The 16,865-nt window shown below is 72.3% G+C and carries 14 protein-coding genes and 1 riboswitch; of the genes, 8 read left to right on the plus strand and 6 right to left on the minus strand.

The window, feature by feature from the left end; all coding sequences use genetic code 11:
- Nucleotides 1–186 precede the first annotated feature (186 nt).
- From ACZ5GT_RS39915 to ACZ5GT_RS39925, 3 genes are all read right to left on the minus strand, one after another.
- A complete protein-coding gene (locus ACZ5GT_RS39915; RefSeq protein ID WP_469036627.1) occupies nt 187–1,116 on the minus strand; it encodes a 1-phosphofructokinase family hexose kinase in 930 nt (309 codons plus the stop codon).
- Nucleotides 1,117–1,236: 120 nt separating this feature from the next.
- Nucleotides 1,237–2,418 carry an N-acetylglucosamine-6-phosphate deacetylase gene (gene nagA, locus ACZ5GT_RS39920; RefSeq protein WP_469036629.1) on the minus strand — a complete coding sequence of 394 codons (1,182 nt, stop codon included), beginning with the start codon at nt 2,416–2,418 and terminating at the stop codon, nt 1,237–1,239.
- The gene (locus tag ACZ5GT_RS39925; RefSeq protein ID WP_469036631.1) at nt 2,418–3,359 is read right to left on the minus strand and encodes an ROK family protein; all 942 of its coding nucleotides are present in this window, start codon (nt 3,357–3,359) and stop codon (nt 2,418–2,420) included. Before ACZ5GT_RS39925 ends, nagA begins: the two co-directional genes overlap by 1 nt.
- Before the next feature lie 110 nt (nt 3,360–3,469).
- Here ACZ5GT_RS39925 and ACZ5GT_RS39930 point away from each other — a divergent pair, with 110 nt between their 5' ends.
- The 3 genes from ACZ5GT_RS39930 to otsB all read left to right on the plus strand — a co-directional run bounded on the left by ACZ5GT_RS39930 (nt 3,470) and on the right by otsB (nt 6,551).
- Nucleotides 3,470–4,738 (plus strand): ABC transporter substrate-binding protein, encoded by a 1,269-nt coding sequence (locus ACZ5GT_RS39930; RefSeq protein ID WP_469036656.1) that lies wholly within the window; start codon nt 3,470–3,472, stop codon nt 4,736–4,738.
- A gap of 33 nt (nt 4,739–4,771) precedes the next feature.
- Entirely contained in the window at nt 4,772–5,005 is a 234-nt protein-coding gene (locus tag ACZ5GT_RS39935) for a DUF3263 domain-containing protein (RefSeq protein ID WP_469036633.1), read from the plus strand.
- 676 nt (nt 5,006–5,681) lie between these two features.
- Nucleotides 5,682–6,551 carry a trehalose-phosphatase gene (gene otsB, locus ACZ5GT_RS39940; RefSeq protein ID WP_469036635.1) on the plus strand — a complete coding sequence of 290 codons (870 nt, stop codon included), beginning with the start codon at nt 5,682–5,684 and terminating at the stop codon, nt 6,549–6,551.
- A gap of 46 nt (nt 6,552–6,597) precedes the next feature.
- Here otsB and ACZ5GT_RS39945 read toward each other — a convergent pair whose 3' ends face one another.
- Together ACZ5GT_RS39945 and ACZ5GT_RS39950 are read right to left on the minus strand one after the other, a co-directional pair.
- Complete coding sequence (locus ACZ5GT_RS39945; RefSeq protein WP_469036638.1) at nt 6,598–8,001, minus strand: alpha,alpha-trehalose-phosphate synthase (UDP-forming); 1,404 nt, start codon at nt 7,999–8,001, stop codon at nt 6,598–6,600.
- A gap of 354 nt (nt 8,002–8,355) precedes the next feature.
- Nucleotides 8,356–9,300, minus strand: coding sequence for a glucosyl-3-phosphoglycerate synthase (locus tag ACZ5GT_RS39950; RefSeq protein WP_469036641.1), 945 nt, complete (start codon nt 9,298–9,300; stop codon nt 8,356–8,358).
- A 156-nt stretch (nt 9,301–9,456) separates the two neighbouring features.
- Nucleotides 9,457–9,614: riboswitch (SAM riboswitch) on the plus strand.
- A gap of 18 nt (nt 9,615–9,632) precedes the next feature.
- Between ACZ5GT_RS39950 and thrC the strand changes: the two genes are divergently transcribed.
- The 4 genes from thrC to groL all read left to right on the plus strand — a co-directional run bounded on the left by thrC (nt 9,633) and on the right by groL (nt 13,954).
- Nucleotides 9,633–10,916 carry a threonine synthase gene (gene thrC / locus ACZ5GT_RS39955; RefSeq protein WP_469036644.1) on the plus strand — a complete coding sequence of 428 codons (1,284 nt, stop codon included), beginning with the start codon at nt 9,633–9,635 and terminating at the stop codon, nt 10,914–10,916.
- 175 nt (nt 10,917–11,091) lie between these two features.
- Nucleotides 11,092–11,367, plus strand: a complete 276-nt coding sequence (locus tag ACZ5GT_RS39960; RefSeq protein ID WP_264928251.1) for a MoaD/ThiS family protein — start codon at nt 11,092–11,094, stop codon at nt 11,365–11,367.
- Nucleotides 11,368–11,809: 442 nt separating this feature from the next.
- Nucleotides 11,810–12,013: a cold-shock protein gene (locus tag ACZ5GT_RS39965; RefSeq protein ID WP_004986573.1), complete on the plus strand. Its 204-nt coding sequence runs from the start codon at nt 11,810–11,812 to the stop codon at nt 12,011–12,013.
- A 318-nt stretch (nt 12,014–12,331) separates the two neighbouring features.
- On the plus strand, nt 12,332–13,954 hold the full coding sequence (groL, locus tag ACZ5GT_RS39970) for a chaperonin GroEL (RefSeq protein WP_324783477.1): 1,623 nt from the start codon (nt 12,332–12,334) through the stop codon (nt 13,952–13,954).
- Between the two features lie 106 nt (nt 13,955–14,060).
- Here the strand turns inward: groL and ACZ5GT_RS39975 are convergent, their stop codons facing one another.
- Nucleotides 14,061–15,281, minus strand: coding sequence for a glycosyltransferase (locus ACZ5GT_RS39975; protein ID WP_469036650.1), 1,221 nt, complete (start codon nt 15,279–15,281; stop codon nt 14,061–14,063).
- Between the two features lie 965 nt (nt 15,282–16,246).
- On the opposite strand from ACZ5GT_RS39975, the gene ACZ5GT_RS39980 reads away from it, so the two are divergent.
- A complete protein-coding gene (locus ACZ5GT_RS39980) occupies nt 16,247–16,534 on the plus strand; it encodes a hypothetical protein (RefSeq protein WP_469036652.1) in 288 nt (95 codons plus the stop codon).
- Nucleotides 16,535–16,865 lie beyond the last annotated feature (331 nt).

Raw genomic sequence — 16,865 nt, forward strand, 5'->3', positions numbered from 1 at the left:
AAAGGCACCACCCGCCCCCCACGCCAGCGGCACCCCGTGGCCATGAAGCAGCAAACCGACCGCGACAGAAGACGAACCTAAGGTAAAAACTCAAGCTATGGACTATGGGGGTGCTGCCGGGTCGTTGTCGTCTGCGGCGCCGTGGTGGCTGGTCGCGCAGTTCCCCGCGCCCCTTTGGGGCTGGGGTCAGGCTGCGGTGGCCAGGCCGGTTACCGATATGTGGGTCAGGAGTTGGTGGTAGGTCGCGGGGTCGAACTCGCCCGCGGCCGGGGCCGCCGCCGTCGCCGCCGACAGGGCGACCGCGCGGGCCAGGCGGTCGGGCCAGGGGAGTTGTTCGACCAGGCCCGACAGCAGGCCGGCGACCACCGAGTCGCCCGCGCCGGCCGGGTTGCCGTGGACGCGGGCCGGCGGCGCGGCGCGCCACAGGCCCTCCGGGGCGGTCGCCAGCAGGCCCTCCGCGCCGAGGGACGCCACGACCGCCCGGGCGCCGCGCCTGCGGGCGTCCTGCGTGGCGCGCAGCGGCTCGTGCGAGCCGGTCAGCTCGGCCAGCTCGTCGGCGTTGGGTTTGATCAGGTCGGGGCGCGCGGCGACCCCGCGGCGCAGCGGCTCCCCGCTGGTGTCCAGCAGCACGGGCACCCCGGCCGCCCGCGCGGTCCGCACCAGCCCGGCGTACGCGTTCACCGGAACGCCGGGCGGCAGGCTGCCGCACAGGGCCACCGCGGACGCCGACGCCAGCAGATCCTCGTACGCCTCCTGGAAGGCGGACAGCTCGGCGGGCGTGATGTGCGGGCCGGGCTCGTTGAACTGGGTGGTGTCGCCGGTGCGCTCGTCGACGACGGCGACGGTGCGCCGGGTCGCGCCGCCGACCGGGACGAGCGCGTCCACCACGCCCGCGGTGGCCGTCAGCCGCTCCTGGAGCAGGCGTCCGGTGGCGCCGCCCGTGAAGCCGGTGACCGTCGCCTCGTGCCCGAGCGCCGCCAGCACCCGTGCCACGTTGACGCCCTTGCCGCCGGGCCGTTCGGTCACCTGGGCTATCCGGTGGGACGCGTGCGGGCGCAGCGTCCCGACGCGGTAGGTGATGTCGAGAGCGGTGTTCAGCGTGACCGTGAGGATCACCTGGGCCGACCTCCCCCGAAGTGCGTGTGCCGATGGGTCTCCGCCGGTGCCCGGTCAGGCCGGACGGACGGCGGCCCTTCCATTCTCCCAGGTCACCGCCGCCGCCAACAGCCGGACAGATCATCCCAGTTGCGGATCGACCACCCATTCGCCACGGCGCATGACGCCCTTGAGGGCGAACTCCGCGTCCAGCAGCACCAGGTCGGCGTCCTTGCCGGGCTCCAGCGAGCCCACCCGGTCGTCCACCCCCAGCAGCCTGGCCGGGTTCGCGGAGACGGCCGCGACCACGTCCTGCACGGGCAGCCCGTCGACCGTCACCGCCCGCTGGAAGGCCCGGTCCAGCGTCAGCGTCGACCCCGCGATCGAGCCGCCCTCCACCAGACGCGCCACGCCGCCCGCGACCTCGACCTCCAACGGGCCGAGCATGTAGCGCCCGTCGCCGAAGCCGGCCGCGTCCATGGCGTCGGTGATGAACGCCACCCGCGCCGCGCCCGCGTGGTGGAACGCCAGCTGAAGCGCGGCCGGGTGCAGGTGCGTGCCGTCGTCGATCAGCTCGACGGTGATCCGCTCGTCCTCCAGCAGCGCGGCGATCGGGCCGGGGGCGCGGTGCCCGAGCGGCGGCATCGCGTTGAACAGGTGCGTGGCGACCGTCGCGCCCGCCCGCACGGCCTGGACCGTCTGCTCGTAGGTCGCGTCGGTGTGCCCGATCGCCGCGATCACGCCGTGTTCCGCGAGCAGCCGTACGGAGTCGATCCCGCCCGGCAGCTCGGTGGCGAGGGTGACCATCTTCGCCCGGCCGCGCGCCGCGTCGATCAGTTTGCGGACCTCCGCCGGGTCCGGGTCTCGCAGCAGCTCCTCGGAGTGGGCGCCCTTGCGGCACGGGGAGATGAAGGGGCCCTCGAAGTGGATGCCGGCGATGTCCCCCTGCTCGGCCAGCTCGCTCAGCAGCCCGGCGCGCCGGACGAGGAAGTCCATGTCCCCGGTGACGGTCGAGGCGACCAGCGTGGTCGTGCCGTGCAGACGGTGGGTGCGGACGCCCTTCAGGACGTCGTCGACCGTGCCCGAGGTGAAGGAGGCCCCGCCGCCGCCGTGGTTGTGCATGTCGACGAAGCCGGGGACCAGCCAGTGGCCGCCGACGTCCACGGTCTCCACGTCCCCGGTCTGCGCGTCCCCGGTCTGCGCGTGCGTGCTGCCGGCGTCCGCTTCCGCGATCCGGGTGCCCTCGACGATCACCCGGCCGTCGTCCACGATCCCGGTGGGCAGCACCACCCGGGCACCGGCGAGAACCTTTCTAGGGGCCATCAGGTGGTTACCTCCGTACGGTCGGTGGATTCGAGGAGATCCCAGGCCATGAGCCCGGCGCCGAGGCATCCGGCGGTGTCGCCGAGGGCCGCGGGGACGATCGGCGGGAGCGTCTGGAAGGTGATCCGCCGGCGGACGGCCTCCCGCAGCGGCGCGAACAGCGTTTCCCCCGCCTCCGCGAGCCCGCCGCCGACGACGATGGTGCGCGGGTCCAGCAGGGTGAGCGCGGTGACCAGCCCGTCGGCGAGCGCGTCCACGGCGTGCCGCCAGACCCGTACGGCGTCCGGGTCGCCGGCCGCGACGGCCGCGGCGCAGTCCGCCGCGTCCGCGTCCGCCCTGCCGCAGGCCGCCGCCCACGCCTCGCCGACGGCTGCCGCGGAGGCGTACCGCTCCAGGCAGCCGCGCTGCCCGCACGGGCACGGCGCCCCGCCGGGCCGCACCACGATGTGGCCGATCTCACCCGCGGTGCCGTGCGCGCCCGCCTCCACCTGGCCCGTGATGCCGATGGCGCCCGCGATGCCGGTGCCGAGCGGCACGAACAGGAACCGGTCGGCGCCCTCGCCCGCGCCGATCCGCCCCTCGGCGAGGCCGCCGGCGCGCACGTCGTGCCCGAGGGCGACCGGGACGCCGAGCCGCGCGCCGAGCAGGTCGCGCAGGGGCACGTCGCGCCAGCCGAGGTTGGCCGCGTAGACGGCCGTGCCGTGCGCCTCGTCGACGACGCCGGGGACGGCGACGCCCGCGGCGAGGGCCGGTTCGCCGAGGTGTTCGACGCCGTGGGCGCGCAGTGCGGCGGCGAAGCCGAGGATGCCCTCGACGACCGCGTCCGGGCCGTGTTCGCGTCCGGTCGCCCGGCGGGCCCGGTGCAGCAGGGTGCCGTCCGCTCCGACCAGGGCGGCCTTCATCCCGGTGCCGCCCACATCGAGGGCGATGACGTGTCTCACGCAGGACAGTGTGAACCCCCGACCCGCAAGAGGTCTAGTCCACTCGCCCGGTGTAGACCTATCCTTTCCAGATGATCAACAACGGCGGTGCGAAGGTGAGGTCACGAGCTGTGCAGCGGCGCGGGACAGGAATGATCGCGGTGGCGTCCGCGCTGGGCATGACGGCGCTCCTCGGCGGCTGCGGCCTCTCCGCGGGCTCGGCGGGCGACGTCACACTGACCCTGGTCGCCGCCGACTACGGCGACTCCGCCGCCAACAGCTCCCGGAAGTACTGGGACCGCCTGGCCGAGGAGTACGAGAGCGAGCACGACGGCGTCAAGGTGAAGGTCAGCGTCTACTCCTGGAACGACGTCGACCGCAAGGTCGAGCAGCTCGTCGCCGCCGGCCACGCCCCCGACATGGCGCAGGTCGGCGCGTACGCCGACTACGCCGCCCAGGGCCTGCTCTACCAGGCCGACGACCTGCTCTCCATCAACACCCAGGCCGACTTCGCCAACCAGTTCGTCACCGCCGGACAGGTCAAGGACGTCCAGTACGGGATGCCGTTCGCCGCGTCCGCGCGCCTGCTGTTCTACAACAAGACCCTGTTCCAGCAGGCCGGGCTCACCCCGCCGAAGACCTGGGACCAGCTCGCCGCCGACGCCCGGGCGCTGAAGGAGCGGGGCGTGGAGTTCCCGTACGCGCTGCCGCTGGGGCCGGAGGAGGCGCAGGCGGAGACGCTGCAGTGGCTGCTGAGCGGCGGCGGCGACTACACGGACAGCTTCGGCACCTACTCCCTCGACTCCCCGGAGAACGTCCGCACCTTCACCTGGCTCAAGGACGAGCTGGTCGGCAAGGGCCTGACCGGCCCGGTCGCGCCCGGCAGCCTCAACCGCGCCGACGCCTTCGCCGCCTTCGCCGACGGCGACGTCGGCATGCTCAACGGGCACCCCTCGCTGATGAAGACGGCCGCGAAGAAGGGCGTGAAGTTCGGCATGGTGCCGATGCCCGGAGCGAACGGCGAGAGCAAGACCGCCCTGGGCGTGGCCGACTGGATGATGGCCTTCAAGAAGAACGGCCACGCCGAGCAGGTCGGCGACTTCCTCGACTTCGTCTACAGCGAGAAGAACGTCCTCGCCTTCTCCCGCGAGTACGACCTGCTGCCCGTCACCACCTCCGCGTCCGAGGTGATGAGCGCCGCCGGCCAGGACGCGGCCCTCAAGCCGTTCCTCACCGAACTCCCGCTCTCCAAGCTCTACCCGGTCGGCGAGACCTCCTGGGCCCAGGTAGCCGCGGCGGTCAAGAGACGCATAGGCCAGGCCGTGGCCCCCGGCGGCAGCCCCGCGGCGGTCCTCGGCCGGCTCCAGGCGACGGCGTCCGCCGAGCAGCGGGCCCGGTAGGCGCTGTCGGCGGCGGGGGCTACCGTGCCGGACATGGACCCCAACCAGCTGGGCGAACGCGAGCAGGCGATCCTCGCCCTGGAACGCCGCGGCTTCCCGGGCCCCGGCGCGAAGGAGCGCGCGATCCGCGAGGAACTGGGCCTGGCCCCCGTCCGCTACTACCAGCTCCTCAACGCCCTCCTGGACGACGAACGCGCCCTCGCCCACGACCCGGTGACGATCAACCGCCTCAGACGAGTACGCGCCCACCGCAGAACAGAACGCTGAGACCGCCTACGCGGCCGCACAGCCGCCGGCGTACTCCCCGGCCGGCCACACGCCGGAGCCGCCGAGCCGCCTCGACCGGCCACACGCCGCCGTGTCACCGGCCGGCCGACGCCGGTGACCGCCCCGCACCGGACACCGGCCCGGCACCCGACACCGCGCCTGAGCGCGCGGCCCGGCACCTGCGGGGCGGCTGTTGCCGGTACCCGGGCGCCGCCCGGCAGCCGCAGGCGGTCCGCGCTGCGCGGCCCTGCCTGCGTGCTGTCCGGTACGCGGGCGTCGCCCCGGCAGCCGGGCGGTGGCTCCGCGCCCGTTGCCGGGTGCTCGCGCGCCGGGCCGTCGAGCCGTCCCAGGCGGCTGGGGGCCGAGGGGGCAACGGGCCGCGTCGCCCCCAGGGCTCGGCGCGTCGCCTGGCGTCCGGCGGCACTGCGCCTCGGCGCGGGGCCCGGCGCGGCGCCCGCGCCGGCCCTGTCCACGCGCCGCCGCCTGGTACGGGCGTGGCCCCGGTACCCACGAGGTGCGCCCGCGCGCCGTCAGGCACCGCGCGTCGGCGGGCGCCCCGTGCGGGGGCGTGACGGAGTCGTCGTACAGGGTGGCCGTGGCGTGTCGTGGTGCAGGGCGGCCGTTGGGGTGTCGTCGGGCAGGCGTGCGGGGTGGGGTGCGCGGTTAGGGTCACGGTATGGGCACCCATACGGACACGGACTCGACGCACCCCAGGGAACCCCTGCCGACACCGGTCACGGCCGCGGGCCGCGACGGGCTCGCGGCGGTTCTCGCGCATCCCGGGAAGTCGGTGATCGCCCTCGACTTCGACGGCACCCTCGCCCCGATCGTCGCGGACCCCGAGCAGGCCCGCGCCCACCCCGACGCGGTCCCCGCACTCGCCGCCCTCGCCCCGAAGGTCGCCGCCGTCGCGGTGGTCACCGGCCGCCCGGCCGGTGTCGCCGTCCGCTACGGCGGCTTCGCCGGCGTCCCCGGCCTGGAGCACCTCGTCGTCCTCGGCCACTACGGCGCCGAGCGCTGGGACGCGGCCAGCGGCCAGGTCAGCGCCCCCGCCCCGCACCCCGGCGTCGCCGCCGTCCGGGCCGAGCTGCCCGGGTTCCTCGACCGGATCGGAGCCTGGCAGGGCACCTGGATCGAGGAGAAGGGCCGGGCGGTCGCCGTCCACACCCGCCGCGCCAGTGACCCGCAGGCCGCCTTCGAGGCGCTGCGCGAGCCGCTGGCCGGCCTCGCCGCCGACCACGGCCTGGTCGTGGAACCCGGCCGCCTGGTCCTCGAACTGCGCCCGCCCGGCGTCGACAAGGGCGTCGCCCTCCTCGAGTACGTGCGCGACGTCTCCGCCGGCGCCGTCCTCTACGCCGGCGACGACCTCGGCGACCTGCCCGCCTTCGCCGCCGTCGACAAGCTCCGCTCCGACGGCGTCCCCGGGCTGCTGGTGTGCAGCGGCAGCGACGAGGTGACCGAGCTGCGGGAGCGCGCCGACGTCGTGGTGGACGGCCCGGCAGGCGTCGTACGGCTGCTCAGGGCGCTCGCGGATCAGCTCGGCTGAACGCGCTGAACGCGTAGATCATGCTGAACGCGCGGCTCAGCGCGGCTCAGCGCAGCTCACGCAGCGCGTTCAGCTGGCCCAGGAACCACTGGGCAGGGGGGAGCGCGGTCGCCGCCTCGGCCAGCCGCTTCGAGCGTGCGGCCCGCTCCTCCGCCGGCATCGTCAGCGCCTCGTGCAGCGCCCGCGCCGTCTCGATCACGTCGTACGGATTGACCGTGATCGCGTCCTGGCCCAGCTCCTCGTACGCCCCCGCCTCCCGCGACAGCACCAGCGCGCATCCGGTGTCGGAGACGACCGGCACCTCCTTGGCGACCAGGTTCATGCCGTCGCGGATCGGGTTGACCAGCGCCACGTCGGCCAGCCGGTACGCGGCCAGCGAGCGCGCGAAGTCGTCCTCCACGTGCAGCAGGACCGGCGTCCAGCCCGGCGTGCCGTACCGCGCGTTGATCTCCTCCGACAGCCGCTGCACCTCGGCCGTGTAGTCCCGGTACACGGCGAGGTCCTGCCGCGACGGGTAGGCGAACGCGACGTGCACGACCCGCTCCCGCCACTCGGGGTGGTCGTCGAGGAGCTGCCGGTAGGCCAGCAGCCCGCGCACGATGTTCTTCGACAGCTCGGTCCGGTCGACCCGGACGATCGCCCGGCGTCCCGCGCCGATCTCCTCGCGCAGGGCCGTCATCCGCTCCTCGACGTCCGCCTCGTGCGAGCGGGCGCGCAGGAAGTCCGCGTCCGCGCCGAGGCCGTGCACGCCGATCCGCGTGTCGCCGAGGCCGCCGGGGACGTCCGCGCAGCAGGCGGCGAACGCGTCCGCCCAGCGGCGGGTGAGGAAGCCGAGCCGGTCGGCGCCGAGCATGCCGCCGAGCAGCTGGGCCCGGATGTCGTCCGGCAGCAGCCGGAAGTAGGCCTCGGGCGCCCACGGCGTGTGCGAGAAGTGTCCGATGCGCAGGTCCGGCCGCAGCTCCCGCAGCATGCCCGGCACCAGGCACAGGTGGTAGTCCTGCACCAGCACCGCGGCGCCCTCGGCGGCCTCCTCGGCCAGCGCCTGCGCGAAGGCCCGGTTGTAGGTCTCGTAGGCCGCCCACTGGCGCCGGAACTCCGCGTCGAAGACGGGCTCCAGCGGCGTCTGGTACAGCATGTGGTGGACGAACCACAGCACCGAGTTGGCGATGCCGTTGTAGGCGTCGGCGTGCACGTCGGCCGGGATGTCCAGCATCCGCACGCCGGCCTCGCCGACCCCGCGCCGCACCGCCTCCCGGTCCCCGTCGCCGAGCGCGGAGCACACCCACAGCGCCCCCGCCTCCGGCCCGATGGCCGACAGACCGGAGACCACTCCGCCCCCGCCCCGCTTGGCGTGCAGCGAGCCGTCCTCCCGCACCTGGTACGACACGGGCCCGCGGTTGGACGCGACCAGCACCTGATGAGCGGCGCCCTGTGGGGAAGCGGCGGACATGGAGGCGGAAGGGGAAGCAGAACCGGCAGAGGAGGAAGGGGAAGCCGTGGAAGCCATAAGCCCAAACTAGCCCGGCCACGGATCGCTCAAACGCCCGTCCGGTTCCCGCCCCCCGCGCGCGCGTCGCGAGGCGCGGGAACCGGACGGCACCCACCGAAAGGATCCGGCTATGCAGCGCCCCGAAGGGGTGCGGGGAACTGCGCGACCGGCCACGACGGCGCGGCAGGCGACCGACGACATGGCGCGGCACGACATGGCGCGGCACGACATGGCGCGGCACGACATGGCGCGGCACGACAAGGCGCGGCACGACAAGGCGCGGCATGGCACGGCACCGGCGCTTTCAGCGGAGCGTTACGCCACCTTGCGGGTCTGGTACTCCGCCAGCTCCGCCATCGGCGGCCGCTCCTCCGTGTCCACGGAGTAGGTACGCGGCTCGAAACCGTCCTCCCCCCGCTCGAACTGGGTGAGCGCGGGGCGGATCAGGTGGCCGCGGGCCAGGCGGAGCTGGGCGGTGCGGTAGATCGCGGCGGCCATCCGGCCGAGGGCCTGCCCGTCCTGGTGCCGGTGCTTGCGCACCCCCACGTCGACCTGGGCGAGGGCGTCCAGGCCCACCAGGTGCAGCGCGTCGACCAGCATGCCCAGCTCCACCCCGTAGCCGACCGGGAAGGGCAGTTGCTCCAGCAGGCCGCGGCGGGCGGCGTACTCGCCGCCGAGCGGCTGCACGAACCCGGCCAGCTGCGGCCAGTGCATGTTCAGCAGCGGGCGCGCCATCAGCTCGGTGACCCGGCCGCCCTGGCCCGCGGCGCCGCCGAGCGGACGGTCGTACATCGCCTTGACCAGGTCGACCCCGGGGTCGGTGAGCAGCGGGCCCACGATCCCGGAGACGAAGTCGGAGGAGAACTCCTTCAGGTCGGCGTCGACGAAGCAGACGATGTCCCCGCTCGTGACGAGCAGGGAGCGCCACAGCACCTCCCCCTTGCCGGGGACGGTGGGTATGCGCGGCAGGATCTCGTCGCGGTGGACCACCCGCGCGCCCGCCGCCGCGGCGACCTCGGACGTGCGGTCGGTGGACCCGGAGTCGACGACGACGATCTCGTCGACGAGCGGGACCTGCTGCATGAGGTCGTGACGGATGGCCGCGACGATGTCGCCGACCGTCCCCTCCTCGTTGAGCGCGGGCAGCACGACGCTGACCGACTGACCGGTGCGTTGTTTGGCGGCCAGGATCATGTGCAGCGGCCGGTCGGTCACGGACCAGGAGCGGGTGTTCAGCCAGCGCTCGACTTCGTTCAGCACAGTGCGCGGCTCCTCTGCGTTCTCTCGGCGGCGGACCATGTGATCCATCTCGCGGTTCGGACGGCTATCTCAACTGTCCTGGCCTTCGGTTACAGTCTTGAACAACGCTGATGACCATCGCATGTCGGGGGTCGTCCCGCGTTCACAACCGAATACCGCTCATCCAGAGGGGCAGAGGGACACGGCCCGATGAAGCCCCGGCAACCCTCCAGCCGGTTCTCGTACCGATCACCGTCGATCGCCGCGCGAGGCTCCCGGCTAGGGAAGGTGCCAAATCCGTCTCACGGCGAGATGCGTCGTGAGGAAGATGAGGAGAAAGGGCCTCGCCTCACATGGCTGTGCAGACTGTTGCAAGCACCACGGACTCCACCGTAGACCTCGGCCCCGCCGCCGCTCTGTCCTGTCGCGAATGCGGTCACCGGGTCCCCCTCGGACCGGTCTTCGCCTGCGAGGAGTGTTTCGGCCCGCTGGAGATCGCGTACGACTTCTCGGCCTACGACACCGAGGAACTCCGCAGGCGCATCGAGGCGGGACCCGCGAACATCTGGCGTTACGCGCCGCTGCTGCCCGTCCCCGCGGACGTGGCCGACAAGCCCAACCTGAACCCGGGCTGGACCAAGCTGGTCAAGGCCGACAACCTGGCCCGCGAACTCGGCGTGACCGGCGGGCTGTACGTGAAGGACGACTCCGGCAACCCGACGCACTCCTTCAAGGACCGCGTGGTCGCCCAGGCCCTGGAGGCCGCCCGCGCCTTCGGCTTCACCACCCTCTCCTGCTCCTCCACCGGCAACCTGGCCGGCGCCGTCGGCGCCGCCGCCGCCCGGGCCGGCCTCCGTTCCTGCGTGTTCATCCCGCACGACCTGGAGCAGGGCAAGATCGTCATGGCCGCCGTCTACGGCGGCGAGCTCGTCGGCATCGAGGGCAACTACGACGACGTCAACCGCTTCTGCTCCGAGCTCATCGGCGACCCGGCCGGCGAGGGCTGGGGCTTCGTCAACGTCAACCTGCGGCCCTACTACGCGGAAGGGTCCAAGACCCTGGCGTACGAGGTGTGCGAGCAGCTCGGCTGGCGGCTGCCGGACCAGATCGTCATCCCCATCGCCTCCGGCTCGCAGCTCACCAAGGTCGACAAGGGCCTGCAGGAGCTGATCAAGCTCGGGCTCGTCGAGGACAAGCCGTACAAGATCTTCGGCGCGCAGGCGCTGGGCTGCTCGCCGGTCTCCACCGCCTTCAAGGCCGGCCACGACGTGGTCCGCCCGCAGAAGCCGGACACCATCGCCAAGTCCCTCGCCATCGGCAACCCGGCCGACGGCCCCTACGTCCTCGACATCGCCCGCCGCACCGGCGGCGCCGTGGAGGACGTGACCGACGAGCAGGTCGTCGACGCGATCAAGCTGCTCGCCCGGACCGAGGGCATCTTCGCCGAGACGGCGGGCGGGGTGACGGTCGGCGTGACGAAGAAGCTGATCGACAACGGCCTCCTCGACCCCACGAAGACGACCGTCGTCCTCAACACCGGCGACGGCCTGAAGACGCTGGACGCGGTGGCCGGCACGGGGCTCACCGCGACCATCCGTCCCAACCTCGAGTCGTTCCGAGAGGCCGGCCTCGCTTGACCTCCTCCTCGGTGTCCCGGGGAGTCCAGCGGTCACCCGCCAGGCTTCCTGCTTCGCGGCCGACCGCCCCCGGGACGAACCCAAGCCGAGGTCTTGTGTCAGCTCCACAGGCCGAAACCGCCGGCCCGGCGGCCAACACGCAAAGTAGTCTTGTAGTCACTGGAGGTCAAGTCGCATGAGCGTGACCGTTCGCATCCCCACCATCCTGCGCACCTACACCGGCGGTCAGGCCGAGGTCCCCGCCGAGGGCGCGACCCTCGCCGAGGTCATCGCGGACCTGGAGAAGAACCACACGGGCATCGCCGCCCGCGTCCTGGACGACCAGGGCAAGCTGCGCCGCTTCGTCAACGTCTACGTCAACGACGACGACGTCCGCTTCGAGCAGGGCCTGGAGACCGTCACCCCCGACGGGGCCGGCGTCTCGATCATCCCGGCCGTGGCGGGCGGCTGACCTGCCCGTTCGTTTACCGCCGGTAACGCTGGTGACGCAGAGTTGTGACCGATTGCCCCCTCCGTAAGAGAAGCGGAGGGGGCAATTCTGTATGGTTGAGCGCGGTACAGTTGGGGAACCCACCCCCGGCTCCGCGCGCCGGACGCGATCATTGCCCGCTCCGGATGCGTCGAGAAATAGCCAAAGTGTGCGAGTCTTTTGCGCCATTCGCTCTTTATGTGCAGCCCGACTTGCCCTGCATTCGGGGGAATTCTTACTACATTCCGGACCCCTTCCGTCCGGAATTCTCGTCCGACTGACCTGTTGCAGACGGCAGTTGGGCAGATACATTCGGCCGCGGTCGACGCGTTCCGGCGCACGCCCCCAATCCGTGGGGGGTGAGGTCTGACCCGGATCCGCGAAGTGCGGGTCCGTGCAAGGGCCAGTAATAGGGGAGTTAGGCATGGCTCAGGGCACCGTCAAGTGGTTCAACGCGGAGAAGGGGTACGGCTTCATCGCGGTCGACGGTGGTGCGGATGTTTTCGTCCACTACAGCGCCATCCAGATGGACGGGTACCGCACCCTGGAAGAGGGCCAGCGGGTGGAGTTCGAGATCTCGCAGGGCCAGAAGGGCCCGCAGGCCGACATGGTGCGTGTCACCGCCTGATCGCGCGACCGACCGAACCGCAGCGACGTCTTCCGTCGAAGGGCTCGTACCTCCCGGGGTACGGGCCCTTCGTCCTGCCCGGACGCATGTTCGCGCGCGATGAAGCCCCCGCCCGCTCCGCGGGCGCGTCTTGCACTCGAGGGGGTCGAGTGCTAATCATTGCGTTAGCACTCTGAAGGTGAGAGTGACAACGAAGGACCGGGTCGGTGAGGCCCGCAGGCCGGGTGGGGCAAGGAACCACGAGGCAGGCGAGCCGTCCGTCGCGGGCGCGGGCGCGGTCCGAAGGAATCACCCCCAGTCCTGGAGGGACCACTTCACATGGCCAAGATCATCGCGTTCGACGAGGAGGCGCGGCGCGGCCTCGAGCGCGGCATGAACCAGCTCGCGGACGCCGTCAAGGTGACGCTCGGCCCCAAGGGTCGCAACGTCGTCCTCGAGAAGAAGTGGGGCGCCCCCACGATCACCAACGATGGTGTCTCCATCGCCAAGGAGATCGAGCTCGAGGACCCGTACGAGAAGATCGGCGCCGAGCTGGTCAAGGAAGTCGCCAAGAAGACGGACGACGTCGCCGGTGACGGTACGACCACGGCGACCGTGCTCGCCCAGGCGCTCGTGCGCGAGGGTCTGCGCAACGTAGCCGCCGGCGCCAACCCGATGGCCCTCAAGCGCGGTATCGAGAAGGCCGTCGAGGCCGTCTCCGCCGCCCTCCTTGAGCAGGCCAAGGACGTGGAGACCAAGGAGCAGATCGCCTCCACGGCCTCCATCTCCGCCGCCGACACCCAGATCGGCGAACTCATCGCCGAGGCGATGGACAAGGTCGGCAAGGAAGGCGTCATCACCGTCGAGGAGTCGCAGACCTTCGGTCTGGAGCTCGAGCTCACCGAGGGCATGCGCTTCGACAAGGGCTACATCTCGGCGTACTTCGCCACCGACATGGAGCGTATGGAGGCCGTCCTCGACGACCCGTACATCCTGATCGCCAACTCCAAGATCTCCTCGGTCAAGGACCTGCTCCCGCTGCTGGAGAAGGTCATGCAGTCGGGCAAGCCGCTGCTGATCATCGCCGAGGACGTCGAGGGCGAGGCCCTGTCGACCCTGGTCGTCAACAAGATCCGCGGCACCTTCAAGTCCGTCGCCGTCAAGGCCCCGGGCTTCGGCGACCGCCGTAAGGCCATGCTCGGCGACATCGCCATCCTCACGGGCGGCGAGGTCATCTCCGAGGAGGTCGGCCTCAAGCTGGAGAACGCGACCCTGGACCTCCTGGGCCGCGCCCGCAAGGTCGTCATCACCAAGGACGAGACCACCATCGTCGACGGCGCCGGTTCCGCCGACCAGGTCGCGGGCCGCGTGAACCAGATCCGCGCCGAGATCGAGAACAGCGACTCCGACTACGACCGCGAGAAGCTGCAGGAGCGCCTGGCCAAGCTCGCCGGCGGTGTCGCGGTCATCAAGGCCGGTGCCGCCACCGAGGTGGAGCTCAAGGAGCGCAAGCACCGCATCGAGGACGCCGTCCGCAACGCCAAGGCGGCCGTCGAGGAGGGCATCGTCGCCGGTGGTGGCGTGGCCCTGCTGCAGGCCTCCCAGGTCTTCGAGAAGCTGGAGCTCGAGGGTGACGAGGCGACCGGCGCCAACGCCGTGAAGCTGGCCCTGGAGGCCCCGCTGAAGCAGATCGCCGTCAACGGTGGTCTCGAGGGCGGCGTCGTCGTGGAGAAGGTGCGCAACCTGGCCGTCGGCCACGGTCTGAACGCCGCGACCGGCGAGTACGTCGACATGATCGCCGAGGGCATCATCGACCCGGCGAAGGTGACCCGCTCTGCCCTGCAGAACGCCGCCTCCATCGCCGCGCTGTTCCTCACCACCGAGGCCGTCATCGCCGACAAGCCGGAGAAGGCCGCCGCGCCCGCCGGCGGCGGCATGCCGGGCGGTGACATGGACTTCTGATCCGCCTCACGGATCGAGCTGTCCTTGCCGAGGGCGGCACCCCCTGGTCGCAGGGGGTGCCGCCCTCGGGCGTGTCCGGGCGGCCGTGTCCGGGCAGCGCAGCCCGCTACTTCTTGCGGGTCTTGCCGCCCCGGCCGTTCCGCGCGCCCCCGCCCTTCCGCGCGCCCCGGCCGTTCTTCGCGCCCCCGCCCGACCGGGCCGCCGACGCGGCCTTCGGCCGGCGGGCGGGGTCGGCCGGGGCCGGCTGAGGGACGGCGGCGGCATCGCGGACCGAGAACTCGCGGTTGATCTCGACCTGGCGGCGGACGGCGGTGGGCAGGTCGGGCATCGCCAGCAGCATGTCGCACGCCCGCAACGCCCGGGCGTGGTCACCCACCCAGTACGCGGTGATCGAGTACTCGAACAGCAGGCCCCAGCGGTAGATCCAGGGCTTGGTGAAGAGCAGGTCCTCCGGCTCCGGTCGGCCGACGACGGCGGCGAGGACCGCGTGGGCGGTGCGGTGACGGCCTTTCCGGCGCAGCCGCGAGGCGAGCTCATAGCAGGCCTCCAGGCGCTGTGGGCGGATCTCCCAGGCCCGGGAGAAGGCCTCCATCGCCCCCGGCCAGTCGTCGGTCCGCTCGGCCCGCAGGATGCCGCTCTCCAGCAGCGAGCAGTAGACCTCCTCCGCCCAGCCGCCCATGGCCGCGCGGCGCTCGTACAGCGCGACGGCCTCCTCGGCCCGGCCCAGGTCGCGTTCGGTGTTGGCCAGGTAGAAGACGGTCCGGGGATTGCCGGGGTCCCGTTCCAGCTCGCGGCGCAGCAGGCGCGCGTCCCGCTCGAACTTCTCGGCGCGGCAGCCGCCGTCCGCGTGGTCCTCGATGACCAGGGCGTCGAGGTTCTCCTGCATGTCCGGCCCGTCGGTGCACGGGTACTCGTGCGTGACGCCCTCGTACCGCCAGACGCGGTCCGCGCGCATCAGATGCTTGAAGCGGTGCTGGGTGCCCGGGCTGTCGTAGCGCAGCATGTAGGAGGTCGCCGTCAGGCGCGGCAGCGGCGCGTCCTGGCGCAGTACGTGGTCGGCGTCCAGGGTGAGCACGTAGTCCGCCCTGCCGAGGGCGTAGCCGATGTTGCGGGTGCGGTTGTGGCCGAAGTCGACCCAGGGGTCCTCGCGGAGTTCGCCGGGGATGCCGTCGAGTGTCTTGCGGACCAGCTCCTGGGTACCGTCCGTCGAGCCGGTGTCGGAGATCATCCAGGTGTCGACGAGGTGACGTACCGAGCTGAGGCATCGTTCGATCACCCGCGACTCGTTCTTGACGATCATGCAGAGGCAGATGGTCTGTTTCTTCACGGTTTCACGGGTCCTGGCCGGTGGTCGGTGGGTGGGTGAGGTCGGCCGACCACCGTGGCACGCGTCCGGCGCGCCCGGTGCGTGGCGCGCGCGGACACCCGCGGCGGGTGCCCGTTCGGAGGCGCCATGTTGATCCGATCGCCTGACATTCGCACTCCTTGCCCGATGAGCGGGGGACACCGCCGGGCCTCGGCGTGAGGGTTGATCCGGAAGGTCCGATTCACCTGCGACAAGGAGGACGAGGAATGGATCCGGATACCCGGAGGGCCGCGCGCCTGGGGCCGCTGGCACGCGAGAGATGCAAGCAGGCGGGCATGCTCGCCTCGCTGACGATCGTCCTGGCCGCCGGACTGGCCGACCCCGCCGTGGCGGCGGCGCGGAGCCTGCAGCCGCACGGGGTCGTGGCGAAGGGCGACGACTGCCGGGACCAGGGCAAGCCCGGCAAGAAGAAGGAGATAGGCGAAGCTCAGGGGAACGGCGGCAAGGACGCGTGCAGGGGGGCGACGGGTCCGACCGGACCCAAGGGCCCGAAGGGCGCTACGGGCGCGACCGGACCCACGGGCCCGAAGGGTGCGACGGGCGCGACGGGACCCACGGGCCCGAAGGGCGCGACGGGCGCGACGGGGCACACGGGCCCACAGGGTCCGCAGGGTGCCACTGGTCCGCACGGTGTGACGGGTTCGGTCGGGCCTACGGGTCCGCAGGGTCCGCAGGGTGTGACGGGTTCGGTCGGGCCTACGGGTCCGCAGGGTCCGCAGGGTGTGACGGGTTCGGTCGGGCCGACGGGTCCGCAGGGTGTGACGGGTTCGGTCGGGCCGACGGGTCCGCAGGGTGCGACGGGTTCCGTCGGGCCCACGGGTCCGCAGGGTGCGACGGGCGCCACCGGGGCCACCGGTCCGTGCGCGGACATCGACAGCATCGCTCCGTCGAGGGACGAACAGTTCAGCGCGGTCATCTCCGGCGGCGTGACCTACGTGGGCCGTCAGGACCTCACCCCGCAGGTGGGCAACTACCAGTGGGTGAACCTGAGCGACGATGACAACCCGGACTACCCCGCCGGCACGGCCTGCGCTGTCGGGGTCACCACGCAGGGCAACGACCTGTGGGTCCAGCTCCTGACGACGGGCGGGCTCGTCTACCAGACGCACTGCGACGTGGAGGGTCAGAACCTCACCTGCACGGAAGCCTGGACGGCGCAGACGACACCGTCCTCGGCGTTGTCGGCCCGCAAGGGCAAGAGCAAGAGGAAGTAGCGCGGCTCGGTGACGGGTACGACGGGTACGACGCGGTGTCGCCGAAGACGCTGAGCCGATCCGCGAGGAGCCGCGGGGCCTACAGATTGCCCAGTGGCTCGATGTCGACCCTGACCGGCGTGCCCCACACGCGCAGCACCTCGTAGTCGGTGAACTCGTGCACCAGCCGGTAGGCCATGGCGGGGCGGGGGCCCGGGGGGGGGGGGGGGGGGGGGAGGGGGGGGTGGGGGGGGGGGGGGGGGGGGGGGTGGGGGGAGGGGGGGGGGAGATGGAGGCGGACTCGGCGGCCTTGGACGTCGAGGTCGTGCACGCCGGGCAGGTGAGCCGGTCC

Source organism: Streptomyces sp. NPDC031340, from assembly GCF_055569945.1.